The following is a 13,036-nucleotide window of genomic DNA, read 5'->3' on the forward strand; positions in this document are numbered from 1 at the left end:
GTGCGGCGGTGAGACGCCGCGTGCCGCTGCGGATGCAACTGGCCCGCAGTGACTGCGGCGCCGCCTGCCTGGCCATGGTGCTCAGCGCGCTGGGCCGCCGCACGGGCCTGGCGGAAGTACGCGAGCACCTGGCCGAGGGCGTGGACGGGGTGAGCCTGCGCGAGATGATCCAGGCCGGGGCCCGCTTCGGGCTGCGGTTACGGGCCTGCCGCGCCCCGATCGACACCCTCCGCGCGCTGCCCGCGCCGTTCATCGCCGTGTGGGAGAACAACCACTTCGTCGTCGTCGAGCACGTCGGCCCACGCGGCGCCACCGTGATCGATCCTGCGCGGGGCCGGCGGCGACTGTCGCAGCAGCAGTTCCAGGCCGGATACTCCGGCAAGGTCCTGCTGGCCGACGCCCCCGCCGGGCTCACCCCCGCCGCCCGGCCCCGGCCCTGGCGCGTGCTGCGCCCGCTGCTGGCGCCCGCGCTGGCCAACCGGGGGCTGATCGTCGCGGTGCTGCTGACCTCGTTGACGGCTCAGCTGCTCGGGCTGGCCGTGCCGCTGTTCACCAAACTCGTGGTGGACCGGCCGGTGGCGATGGACGCGACGACGCTGGCGGCCGCCGCGCTGTGCGTCGTGCTCGTGTACGGGCTGACGTCCTGGACCCGCGCCCGGATGCTGATCCGGCTGCAGACCTCGGTGGCGGCCGAGGGGATGCGCGCGCTCGTCGGCCACACGCTGGCGCTGCCGTACCGCTTCTTCCAGCGCCGCTCCAGCGGTGACCTGCTGAGCCGGCTCAGCGGGGTGGCCATGTTGCGCGATCTGCTCACCGAACAGTCGCTGGCCTTCCTGTTCGACCTGGCCACCGCGGTGACGTACCTGACCCTGCTCATCATCGCCGCGCCCGGGCTCGGGCTGGTGACGCTCGCGGCGGCGGCGCTGCAGGCCGGTGTGGTCCTGGCCACCGCGCGCCGCGGCATGCACCTGGCCTTCGCCGCCCTGCACACCACCGCCGCCACCCAGGCCACCATGGTCGACAGCCTGGCCGGCATCGAGGCGATCAAGGCCTCCGGCGGAGAGACGGCCGCGGCGGACCGCTGGCGCGTCCACCACGAGGAGGAGCTGACCACCGGGGCGGCCCGGGACCGGCACGTGGCCGCGGTCCAGACCGCCACCACCACCCTGCAGATCGCACTCCACCTGAGCCTGCTGGTGACCGTGTTCGCCTCGACCTCCGGGACGCTGGGCGACCGGCTCGCCCTGGTGTCCCTCGCCGTCGCCGCGACCACGCCGCTCGCGTCGCTGCTGGGCATCGTGTACCAGCTGCAACTGGCCGCCGCACACCTGGGCCGCATCGCCGACCTGATGGGTACGCCGCAGGAGCGCATCGGCGGCGTCCGTCCGGACGGCGGGCTGCGCGGCAGCGTCACCGTCACCAAGATCAGCGTCGGCTACGACGCCCGTACGCCGGTGCTCCGCGACCTCTCCCTGCGCATCCCGGCCGGCGCGCGGGTCGCCATCGTCGGCGCGTCGGGATCCGGCAAGACCACCCTCGGCCGCACCCTCATCGGCCTGACCGAGCCGACCGCCGGGCAGGTCCGCTTCGACGACATCCCGCTGCAAGAACTCGACCGGCAGTGGCTGCGCCGGCAGGTGGGCGTGGTCACCCAGCAGCCACACCTGTTCTCCGGCACCATCGCCGCCAACATCGCGGGCTTCACCCCCGTCAACCACCAGGCGGTCGAGCACGCCGCCCGCCTGGCCGAACTCCACGACGAGATCGTGCGCCTCCCGCAGGGCTACGACACCAACGTCGGAGAGGGCGGTACGCGGCTGTCCGGCGGCCAGCGCCAGCGCCTGGCGCTGGCCCGCGCCCTGGTCCACCGCCCTCGCATCCTGCTGCTGGACGAGCCCACCGCGGCGCTGGACGCGGTCACCGAGGAACGCATCCGCCGCAACCTGCTCAGGCTCGGCCAGACCCAGGTCATCATCGCCCACCGGCTGTCCACGATCCAGGACGCGGACCTGATCGTCGTACTGCACCGCGGCCAGATCATCGAGGCCGGCACCCACCACCAACTCATGACCCACGACGGCCACTACGCCTACCTGGTGCGGCACCAGCACCAGTCGCCCGGCCCTCAACCCCCGTTGACACGGCTCGTCGTGCCATGATCACCGGGTTACGGCTCCTCGCGGAAGGCGGACGAATGAGCGGTGCCACGGCATTGACCGCGGCCTATGCGGCCGCCGGCGGAACCGTCCTGGTCGAGTCCGGCTGGATGAGGGCCATCTACGACCAGGCCGGCCTGCTGTCCGTGGGCACGGTCGCAGCCGCGGTGTTCATGACCATCAAGAACGACGGCTTCACCTACTGCGTCGACGGCCGATCAATCACCACGTTCGGTCTGTACGCGTACTCTCTCCGGAGAGGTTCCGACCCCGACCGGCTCCAAGCGGAGGTCGAAGCGCTCGGCATGGATATGGACGGTGACCAGCCTGATGTCCCTGATGATCCGGTCTCCGGCGCACTCGCCCTCGCCGAACGCGCCACGGGCGTCCACCTGTCTCCCGCTCGTTATGCCGGACCGGCCTTGATCGGATCCACCGACCTGTGAGGGCGCCGACTGTGGCGGGAGATGAAGGGGAAAGGGGAGACCCGCGCCTTTCCACTCTCAACGTATAGCGCACCGGGGGGCTTGCCACAAGACCCGGGTCATGCCGCAGAATCGTCCGCCGAGGCCAGAACCTGCGGAAATGGGGGACGCGAAAGTGCGTGTGGTGTTGTCGACGTACGGGTCGCGCGGGGACGTCGAACCGATGGCGGCACTCGCGGTGCGGTTGCGGGAGCTCGGCGCGGAGGTGCGGGTGTGCGCGCCGCCGGACGAGGAGTTCGCGCAGCTGTTGGCCGGGGTCGGCGTGCAGCTGGTGCCGGTCGGACAGTCGGCGCGTGCGCTGACGACCGCGGCGCCGCCGCCGTCATCCCTGCCTGAGCGCGCGGCCGAGTTGATCGCCGCCCAGTTCGACGCGGTCACCGCGGCGGCCGAGGGGTGTGACGTGCTGGTGGCGACCGGCGTGACGCCGGCCGCCGCCGGTGCGCGGTCGGTGGCCGAGAAGCTGGGCATCCCTTCCGTGTCCGTGACCTTCCAGCAGCTCACCCTGCCGTCGCCGCACCGCCCGCCGCTGGCCTATCAGGGCCGGCCGTTCCCGCCGGAGGTCACCGACAACCGGATGCTGTGGGACCTGGACGCCGAGAGCATCAACGCGCTGTTCGGTGCGGCGCTCAACACCAGCCGGGAGTCGAACGGCCTGCCGCCGGTGGACGACGTCCGCGACTACGTCATCGGCGACCAGCCGTGGCTGGCGACGGACCCGGCTCTGGATCCGTGGCAGGGGATGCCGGAGCTCGACGTCGTACAGACCGGCGCGTGGATCCTGCCGGATGCTCGCCCGCTCCCGGCCGAGCTGGTGGCGTTCCTGGACGCCGGCGAACCACCGGTGTACGTGGGCTTCGGCAGCATGCCCATGCACGCTTCCAAGGACGTCGCCCGGGTGGCCATCGAGGCGGTCCGTGCGCAGGGCCGCCGCGCGCTCGTCAGGCGCGGCTGGGCCGACCTGGCCCTGATCGACGACCGGGACGACTGCTTCGCGGTCGGCGAGGTCAACCAGCAGGCACTGTTCGGCCGGGTGGCCGCGGTCGTGCACCACGGCGGCGCGGGCACGACGACGACGGCCGCGCGGGCCGGCGCGCCCCAGGTGGTGGTGCCCCAGGCGACGGACCAGCCGTACTGGGCGGGTCGGGTGGCTGACCTGGGCATCGGCGCGGCACACGACGGTCCGGCTCCGACCGCCGAGTCCCTGCCGGCCGCGCTCAGGACGGCTCTGGCCCCCGAGACCCGCGTACGAGCGACTGCCGTGGCCGGCACGATCCGCACCGACGGGGCGGCGGTGGCCGCGAAGCTGCTGCTCGACGTGGTCAGCAGGGAAAGGCGGTCCGCGTGAACCCCGGCGACCGGGTTCGTCACGCCGGTCCAGACGCCGACCTTCGCAAGCGACCTCACATCGGAGCTGATGACGTGAATCCCCAGACCACCAGCGTGTTCGACCTGCCCGAGCATCTCGCCCCCAAGGCCGACCCGGCGCTGATCGCCGGCGACGAGCGGCACTTCGCGGCCATCGCGGAGAGCCTTGAGCAGTCGATCTCCGAGCTGTCCGACCGCCTCGACGCCGAGCGCAAGTCGCCCGGCGGAAAGGGGCGGGCGGCCCTGGACCGGGACCTGGAGATCCACCGGCTGTCCGCCCGCCTGCGCGCACTGCGTCGCTTCGGCCTGGACCTGTGCCTCGGACACATGGTCAGCGCGGACGACCCCGAGCCCGTGTACATCGGACGGCTCGGCCTCACGGACAGCGAGGGCCGCCGGCTGCTGCTCGACTGGCGTTCCCCCGCGGCCGAGCCGTTCTTCGGAGCCACCCACGGGAACCCGATGGGTCTGGCGAGCCGCCGCAGGTACCGCTGGACCCGCGGGCGGATCAGCGACTACTGGGACGAGGTGTTCACCTCGGACGGGTTCGAAGGGCACCACGCCGCGCTCGACGACCAGTCCGCCTTCATCGCCAGCCTGGGCGGCAGCCGGTCGCCACGGATGCGCGACGTGCTCGGCACCATCCAGGCCGACCAGGACGCCATCATCCGCGCGGGATCCGGCGGCGCTCTCGTCGTCGACGGCGGTCCGGGTACGGGCAAGACCGTCGTCGCCCTGCACCGCTCCGCGTATCTCCTCTACTCCGACCCTCGCCTCGGTCACCGCCGGGGTGGCGTGCTGTTCGTCGGCCCGCACCAGCCGTACCTGGCCTATGTCGCCGACGTCCTCCCCAGCCTCGGCGAGGAGGGCGTACAGACCTGCACCCTGCGGGACCTCGTCGCCGAGGGAGCCACGGCGGCGATCGAGACCGACCCGGACGTGGCCCGCCTGAAGTCGTCCGCGAACCTGGTCAAGGCGATCGAGCCGGCCGTCAGGTTCTACGAGAACGCGCCCACCAAGGGGATGACGGTCACGACCCACTGGTCCGACATCTGGCTGAGCCCCGAGGACTGGGCCGAGGCGTTCGAGGCGGCGGAGCCCGGCACCCCGCACAACGAGGCGCGCGACCAGGTCTGGGGGGAACTGCTCACGATCCTGGCGGACAAGCACGACAACGAGGACATCTCACCTGACCTGCTCCGCAAGTCGCTGCTGCGGAACAGGGAGCTGCTCACGACCTTCAACCGCGCGTGGCCGCTGATCGAAGCGGCCGACCTCGTCGGAGACCTGTGGTCGGTACCCGCCTACCTGCGGATGTGCGCCCCCTGGCTCAGCCCCGACGAGGTCCGGCGGTTGCAGCGCGCGGACGCCCAGGCCTGGACGGTGTCCGACCTGCCGCTCCTGGACGCGGCGCGGCAGCGGCTCGGCGATCCGGAGGCGGCGCGGCGCAAGCGGCGGCAGGAGGCCGCCGTCGCCGCCGAACGCGAGCGCATGGCCGGGGTCGTCGACAACCTGCTCGAGGCCGATGACGACGGTGAAGGCGCGGTGACGATGCTGCGCGGGCAGGACCTGCGGGACGCTCTGGTCGACGAGAACGCATCACCCGGTATCGAACCGGACCAGCTCGCCGGCCCGTTCGCGCACATCGTCGTGGACGAGGCGCAGGAGCTGACCGACGCGGAGTGGCAGATGCTGCTGCTCCGGTGCCCGTCCAGGAGCTTCACCATCGTCGGGGACCGGGCCCAGGCCAGGCACGGGTTCACGGAGTCGTGGCAGGAACGGCTGGAGCGGGTCGGGCTCGACCGCGTCAACCTGGCGTCCCTGAGCATCAACTACCGTACGCCGGAAGCGATCATGACGGCGGCCGAGCCGGTCATCCGGGCCGCGCTCCCGGACGCCAACGTGCCGACCTCCATCCGCAGCACCGACGTCCCCGTCGTACACGGGGCTGTTTCGGAGCTGAGCTCGATCCTCGACACCTGGCTCGCCGCGCATGCCGACGGGATCGCCTGCGTGATCGGCGACCCCACGTTCCAGGGGACGTCCCGCGTGCGGTCGCTGACTCCGGAGCTGACGAAGGGGCTGGAGTTCGATCTGGTCGTTCTCGTCGACCCGGAGGCGTTCGGCGAGGGCATCGAAGGAGCGGTCGACCGCTATGTCGCGATGACCCGGGCGACCCAGCAGCTGGTCATCCTCACGAGTTCCTGACCTCGGGGTGAGGCCAGGGTAGGACACCGCACGTGGATGAGCGCTGGACGACTCGTGGATCGGCCGAGACGACGGCGGGGCGGGTGGGCTGTGCGCCCTCGGCGTCGTCCCCCGGGCTTCCCGAGCGACGGGAGCTGGACCGTCCGGCACGAGGGCTTCACGGCGTGGCCCTGACGGGCTCAGCCGTGGATGCGATGGCTGAACCGTACTTGGGCTCGAATGTGCGAAAGGTATGGTGAGGGCCTATGACGACGTTTCGGATCAGCGAGGCCGCGGCGCTGCTCGGGGTCAGCGCCGACACCGTCCGCCGGTGGGTGGACGCGGGGCGGCTGGCGGCCGAGCGGGACGAGCACGGTCACCGCCAGGTGAACGGCGCCGACCTGGCCGCCTTCGCCCGGGCCCAGGTCGAGGAGATCGAGAGCGGCAGCCGTTCCTCGGCGCGTAACCGCTTTCGGGGGATCGTGACCGAGGTGATCCGGGACGCGGTGATGGCGCAGGTGGAGATCGCCGCCGGGCCGTTCCGGGTGGTGTCGCTGATGAGCCGCCAGGCCGCCGACGAGCTCGGCCTGGAGGCGGGGGTGGTGGCGGTCGCCGTGATCAAGTCCACCAACGTCGTCGTCGAGATCCCTGGTCACGAGCGCGTGAGCAGCAGCCAGTCCGCATGACCGATCCCGAGCGCGCCGACCGGGCGGACCTGAAAGGCGGGTCCGCCGGTCGTCCGGGCCGTCGGGCTTCCGGGCGGCTGCCGTGGATGCTGGTCGTGCCCGCGCTGGTGGGCCTGGCCTTCCTGGTGCTGCCGCTGGCCGGGCTGCTGGTCCGCGCGCCGTGGTCCACGCTGCTGGAGCGGCTGGCCGAGCCGCAGGTGCTGGAGGCGCTGCGGCTGTCGCTGGTGTGCGCGACCATCGCGACGGCTCTGTGCCTGGTGCTCGGGGTGCCGCTGGCGTGGCTGCTGGCGAGGGTGGACTTCCCGGGGCGGCGGGTGGTGCGGGCGCTGGTGACCGTTCCGCTGGTGCTGCCGCCGGTGGTGGGCGGTGTGGCGCTGCTGCTGGTGCTGGGGCGGCGCGGGCTGGTCGGGCAGTGGCTGGAGTCGTCGCTGGGGATCACGCTGCCGTTCACCACGGCGGGGGTGGTCGTCGCGGAGGCGTTCGTGGCGATGCCGTTCCTGGTGATCAGCGTGGAAGGCGCGCTGCGCGGCGCCGACCGGCGCTTCGAGGAGGCGGCGGCCACGCTGGGGGCCTCGCGCTGGACGGTGTTCCGGCGGGTGACGCTGCCGCTGATCGCGCCGGGCGTGGTGGCCGGGGCGGTGTTGTGCTGGGCTCGGGCGCTGGGGGAGTTCGGCGCGACGATCACGTTCGCGGGCAACTTCCCGGGCACCACCCGTACGATGCCGCTGGCCGTCTACCTGGCCTTGGAGACCGAGCCGGAGGCGGCGATCGTGCTCAGCCTCGTCCTGCTGGCCGTCTCCGTGATCATCCTGGCCAGCCTGCGGGATCGGTGGGTGAGCAGCCCATGACGCTGCAGGCCCATCTGGTGGTCTCCCGGCCCGCCTTCACCCTCGACATCGCGTTCGAGGTGGCCGCGGGCGAGGTCGTGGCGCTGCTCGGCCCCAACGGCGCGGGCAAGACGACCGCGCTGCGCGCCCTGGCCGGGCTCGTCGCGCTGTCCGGCGGCGAGATCGTCCTGGACGGTCGCGACCTGCACCCGCTGGCCGCCGAGCAGCGCCCGATCGGCATGGTCTTCCAGGACTACCTGCTCTTCCCGCACCTGACGGCGCTCGACAACGTCGCCTTCGGGCCGCGCTGCCAGGGCGTCCCCAAGGCCGAGGCCCGCCGTACGGCCGCCGTCCTGCTGGAGCGGGTCGGCCTGGCCGACCGGGCCGCCGCCAAGCCGCGCCAACTGTCCGGCGGGCAGGCTCAACGGGTCGCGCTGGCCCGGGCGCTGGCCGTACGGCCCAGCCTGCTGCTGCTGGACGAGCCGCTGGCCGCCCTCGACGCCCACACCCGGCTGGAGATCCGTTCGCACCTGCGCCGTCACCTGGCCGACTTCGACGGCGCGACCGTCCTGGTCACCCACGACCCCCTCGACGCGATGGTGCTGGCCGACCGGCTGATCGTCATCGAGAACGGCGCCGTCGTCCAGCAGGGCACCCCGGCCGAGGTGGCCCGGCACCCGCGTACCGACTACGTCGCCCGCCTGGTCGGGCTCAACCTGTATCGCGGCGTGGCCGACGGGGCGCGGGTCAAGGTCGATGAGCTGCTGCTGCACACCTCCGAACGGCTCGACGGGCCCGCGTTCGTCGCCTTCCCGCCCGCCGCCGTGGCCCTCTACCGGACGCGTCCGGACGGGAGCCCGCGCAACCTGTGGGAGGCGCGCATCGAGGGCATCGAACGGCACGGCGACAACGTCCGCGTCCACCTCGACGGGCCGATCACCGCCTTCGCCGCCATCACCCCCGCCGCCCTGGCCGACCTCGACCTGACCCCGGGCCAGCAGATCTGGGCCTCGGTCAAGGCCGGCGAGACCCACGCCTACCCGGCATGAACGCTTGAGCGCCGCTTTCAGTACACGTCGCGGACGTAGCGCTTCGCCGCGGCCAGTTGCTTGACGTACGCGGTGGCGTCGTCGGGGGCCAGGCCGCCGTGGCGGGCCGCGATGTCGCGCAGGGTCTGGTCGACGTCCTTGGCCATCCGGGCGGCGTCGCCGCACACGTACACGTGCGCGCCCTCCTGCAGCCAGCTCCACAGTTGCACGCCGTGCTCGCGCATCCGGTCCTGCACATAGACCTTGGCCCGCTGGTCGCGGGAGAAGGCCAGGTCCAGCCGGGTCAGCAGGCCGTCGTCGTGCAGCGCGGCCAGTTCGTCGCGGTAGTAGAAGTCGGTGGTGCGGCGCTGCTCGCCGAAGAAGAGCCAGTTGCGGCCGCGGTGGCCGAGGGCCCGGCGTTCGTCGAGGAAGCCGAGGAAAGGAGCCACGCCGGTGCCCGGGCCGATCATCACCATGGGGGCGCCGGGGTCGGCGGGCGGCCGGAAGTGCTTGGTGGGCTGGACGTGCACCGGGACGGTGGTCCGCTCGGGGCTGTCGGCCAGGTACGCCGAGCACACGCCGCCCCGCGTGATGCCGCGCGGGTTGCGGAAGCGCACCACCGAGACCGTCAGGCTGATCCGGTCGGGGCTGGTGAGCGGGCTGGAGGAGATGGAGTACAGGCGCGGTTGGAGCCGTTTGAGCACGTCGGCCCACTCCTGGGCGGTGGCGCGCACGGGGAGCTCGGCGAGCACGTCCACGGCCTGGCGACCCCACACCCATTTGTCCAGCTCACCCTTGTTGCCGGGGCGCAGGAGCCGGGCGAGGTCGCGGTCGTGGGTGCGTTCGGCGACGAACTTCAGCAGGCCAGGGGTGATCTTGGTGATGTCGAGGTGGCGGTACAGGGCCTCGCGGAGCGGCAGCGTGCCCAGCCCGGGGAGCTCGACGGTGTCGGCGGGGCTGAGGCCGGTGCCGGCCAGCCATTCCATGACCAGGTCCAGGCTGTTGACGGGCAGCACGCCGAGGGCGTCGCCCGCCTGGTAGCTGAGCCCGCCGCCGGTGTCGAAGGTGAACCGGCGGACCTCTTTGGCCGAGCCCGGCAGGCTGAGCAGCCGGTTCGCCGTCAGCGTCGCGGTGAAGGGGGTGGCGCGGGTGCCGGACGGCATGGCCGTCGTCGGTTCGCTCCGCGCCGGTCCGGGATCGGCGAGGGTGGACAGGAGCTGGTTGAGCCAGTCCAGGGCACGTTCGTGCTCGTCCGGCTCGCAGTCGACGCGTGGCGCGAGGCGGAGCGCGCCGAGCTCCTCCAGGCGCCGGTCGAGGCGCCGGCCGTGGCCGCAGAAGTCGTCGTAGCTGGAGTCGCCGAAGGCGAGGACGGCATAGCGTACGCCGTCGAGCCGCAGCGCTCCGGGCTCGGCGAGCGCGTCCCAGAACGCGGTGCCGTTGTCGGGGGCCTCGCCGTCGCCGAACGTGCTGGAGATGATCAGCAGGTCCGCGTCCGGCGTCAGGGCCTGCGGGGCGTAGTCGTCCATGCTGACCAGGCGGGCGCTGCGGCCGGCGCCCGCCAGCCGCTCGGCGCCGGCCACGGCGAACTCCTCGGCGTTGCCCGTCTGCGAGGCCCACAGGATGACGATCTCGCGTGCCGGGGTCTCCGGTTCGGCAGGCGCGGGCTCCGGCTCGGTGGGCTTCCGCGCCGGGCGGACGATGCGGGAGAAGGCGCCGGCCAGAGCGCCGTTCACCCACGCCGCGTGGTCGGGCGCGAAGGGGGCATGACCCGGCAGCACCGGTACGTCCGCTCCGTCGAGCGGGGTGCTCGCCAGGCCGGCCAGGAATCCGGACAGATAGCGGCGTTCCGACGGGGAGAGCTCCGGCGGGGTCACGTCGGCGAGCCCGAACAGGCCGCGCAGCGCGCCAACGGCGACCGGAGCCCGCACCTCCTCGGCGGTCGCAGCCGTACGGTCGGCGTCCGGCGTGCGCGTTCCCTCGGCGGTCGCGGCCGTACGAACGTCGGCTGCCGGGGTGGGGGCGGCCGTGGCGGGGTCCGGGGCGACCTTGGCGAGGGAGACCGCGCACACCTTCAGCTCGGGCTGGAAGGAGATGGGGTCGACGGCGTCGCTGGTGACGGCGTTGACGCTGAGGTACTCGCCGAAGAGATCGTTCCAGTGGAACGGCGCGAACAGGTTGCCCGGCATCACCCGGTCCGTCACCACCGCCGGCAACACGGCCCGCCCGCGCCGGGAGGAGACCGTCACGAGATCGCCCTCGCCGATGCCGTGCTCGGCGGCGTCGGCCGGGTTGATCTCCACGAACGGGCCGGGGTTGAGCTTGTTCAGCTTCGCGATCTTGGCCGTCTTGGTGAGCGTGTGCCACTGGTGCTGCACCCGCCCGGTGTTGAGCACATACGGGAAGGTGTCGTCGGGCAGCTCGGCGGCGGGAAGGTGCGGACGCGGGAAGAAGACGGCCCGGCGGTCGGGGGTGGCGAAGGCCAGCCGCGGGCCGCTGCCGTCCTCGCGCGTGAGCGTCGCCTGGCTGCGGCCGTCGTTGAGGTAGCGAACCGGGTTGCGCTCGCCGGAGCCGGGCGGGGCGGGCCACTGCACGGGGGTTTCGCGTAGCCGGTCGTACGTCACGCCGCGCAGGTCGTACCCGGTCGCGGGGTTCCACGCCCGCTTGATCTCCTCGAACACCTCCTCCGCGCTCGAATAGGAGAAGCCGTCCGCGAACCCCATCTCGCAGGCGACCCGGGCGATGATCATCCAGTCGGGCAGCGCCTCGCCGACCGGCTCGACGGCCTGCCGGAGCAGGGTGAGGTTGCGCTCGGAGTTGATCATCACGCCTTCGGCCTCGGCCCACAGGGCGGCGGGCAGGACCACGTCGGCGTAGGCGTTGGTCTCGGTGGCCGCGAAGACGTCCTGCGTGACGACGAACTCGGCGGCCTCCAGGCCCGCGATCACCGTCCTGCGGTTGGCGACGCTGGCCACGGGGTTGGTGCAGATGATCCAGCACGCCTTGATCTCGCCCTCGGCCATCCGGGAGAACATCTCGATCGTGCCCTGCCCGACGTCGGTACGCAGCGTGCCGGGCGCGAGGCCCCACAGGTCCTCGACGAACCGGCGGTCCTCCTCCACCAGCACCGAGCGCTGCCCGGGCAGGCCGGGGCCCATGTAGCCCATCTCGCGGCCGCCCATCGCGTTCGGCTGGCCGGTCAGCGAGAACGGGCCGCTGCCCGGGCGGCAGATCGCGCCCGTGGCCAGGTGCAGGTTGCACAGCGCGTTGGTGTTCCAGGTGCCGTGGGTGCTCTGGTTGAGCCCCATCGTCCAGCAGCTCATCCACTCGCCGGCCTCGCCGATCCACCGGGCCGCCTGGCGCAGGTCGGCCTCGGGGATGCCGGTGAGCTCGGCGACCTTGGCGGGCGGGTAGTCGAGCAGGAAGTCCGGCATGGCCTCCCAGCCGCGGGTGTGCTCGGCGACGAACTCCTCGTCGACGTGCCCGTTCTCCACCAGCAGGTGCAGCAGCCCGTTGAGCAGGGCCAGGTCCGTGCCGGGCCGGATCTGCAGGAACAGGTCGGCCTTGGCGGCGGTGGCGGTGCGCCGTGGGTCCACCACGATCAGCTTGGCGCCGGCCTTGACCCGGTCCATCATGCGCAGGAACAGGATGGGGTGGCAGTCGGCCATGTTCGCGCCGATGACGAAGAACACCTCGGCGCGCTCGAAGTCCTCGTACGAGCCGGGCGGGCCGTCCGAGCCCAGCGACAGCTTGTAGCCGCTGCCCGCGCTGGCCATGCACAGCCGCGAGTTCGACTCGATCTGGTTGGTGCCGACGAACCCCTTGGCCAGCTTGTTGGCCAGGTACTGGGCCTCCAGCGTCATTTGCCCGGACACGTAGAACGACAGCGCGTCGGGCCCGTGCTCGTCCAGGATCGCGCGCAGCCGCCGGGCGGTCGCCGTGATCGCCGCGTCGACGCCGCTCTCCTCCGGCTGCACGCCCATGGCAGGCCTGACGAGCGCGCGTTCCAGCCGGCCCGGGGCGGCGAGCATGTCGGCGCTGGTCGCCCCCTTGGTGCACAGGCGGCCGACGTTGGCCGGATGGCTCTTGTCGCCGGCGACCTTGACCACCCGGCGCCGCCCGTCCGCGCCCCGGGCCACGTCCAGGACGATCCCGCACCCCACGCCGCAGTAGGAGCAGACGGTCTTCACACGCGCGATGGCGTTGCTCGGGTCTGTCGCCGTCATCGGCCCTTCCCCTTCGACAGGGCCTGAACGACGTTCCCTCTCCGTGGGCGCGCCGCAGCCGCACCGGGCAGATCCAACG

Annotated in this window: 8 protein-coding genes; 7 read left to right on the plus strand and 1 reads right to left on the minus strand. The window is 72.5% G+C overall.

What is annotated here, in order from left to right:
* Positions 1-8 precede the first annotated feature (8 nt).
* The 7 genes from ACWDX9_RS12135 to ACWDX9_RS12165 all read left to right on the plus strand — a co-directional run bounded on the left by ACWDX9_RS12135 (position 9) and on the right by ACWDX9_RS12165 (position 8,755).
* Positions 9-2,159: a peptidase domain-containing ABC transporter gene (locus ACWDX9_RS12135; RefSeq protein ID WP_449952267.1), complete on the plus strand. Its 2,151-nt coding sequence runs from the start codon at positions 9-11 to the stop codon at positions 2,157-2,159.
* Positions 2,160-2,194: 35 nt separating this feature from the next.
* Complete coding sequence (locus ACWDX9_RS12140; RefSeq protein WP_449952270.1) at positions 2,195-2,602, plus strand: DUF6461 domain-containing protein; 408 nt, start codon at positions 2,195-2,197, stop codon at positions 2,600-2,602.
* A 154-nt stretch (positions 2,603-2,756) separates the two neighbouring features.
* The gene (locus ACWDX9_RS12145) at positions 2,757-3,986 is read left to right on the plus strand and encodes a glycosyltransferase (protein ID WP_449952272.1); all 1,230 of its coding nucleotides are present in this window, start codon (positions 2,757-2,759) and stop codon (positions 3,984-3,986) included.
* 74 nt (positions 3,987-4,060) lie between these two features.
* Entirely contained in the window at positions 4,061-6,214 is a 2,154-nt protein-coding gene (helR, locus tag ACWDX9_RS12150; protein WP_449952275.1) for an RNA polymerase recycling motor ATPase HelR, read from the plus strand.
* A 245-nt stretch (positions 6,215-6,459) separates the two neighbouring features.
* Positions 6,460-6,879 (plus strand): TOBE domain-containing protein, encoded by a 420-nt coding sequence (locus ACWDX9_RS12155; RefSeq protein WP_355206873.1) that lies wholly within the window; start codon positions 6,460-6,462, stop codon positions 6,877-6,879.
* Positions 6,876-7,727 carry an ABC transporter permease gene (locus ACWDX9_RS12160; protein WP_449952278.1) on the plus strand — a complete coding sequence of 284 codons (852 nt, stop codon included), beginning with the start codon at positions 6,876-6,878 and terminating at the stop codon, positions 7,725-7,727. The genes ACWDX9_RS12155 and ACWDX9_RS12160 overlap by 4 nt, the downstream gene beginning before the upstream one ends.
* The gene (locus ACWDX9_RS12165) at positions 7,724-8,755 is read left to right on the plus strand and encodes an ABC transporter ATP-binding protein (RefSeq protein ID WP_449952281.1); all 1,032 of its coding nucleotides are present in this window, start codon (positions 7,724-7,726) and stop codon (positions 8,753-8,755) included. The genes ACWDX9_RS12160 and ACWDX9_RS12165 overlap by 4 nt, the downstream gene beginning before the upstream one ends.
* A 17-nt stretch (positions 8,756-8,772) precedes the next feature.
* Here the strand turns inward: ACWDX9_RS12165 and ACWDX9_RS12170 are convergent, their stop codons facing one another.
* Positions 8,773-12,957 (minus strand): molybdopterin-dependent oxidoreductase, encoded by a 4,185-nt coding sequence (locus ACWDX9_RS12170; protein ID WP_449952284.1) that lies wholly within the window; start codon positions 12,955-12,957, stop codon positions 8,773-8,775.
* Positions 12,958-13,036 lie beyond the last annotated feature (79 nt).

It is taken from the genome of Nonomuraea sp. NPDC003201 (genome assembly GCF_053590415.1).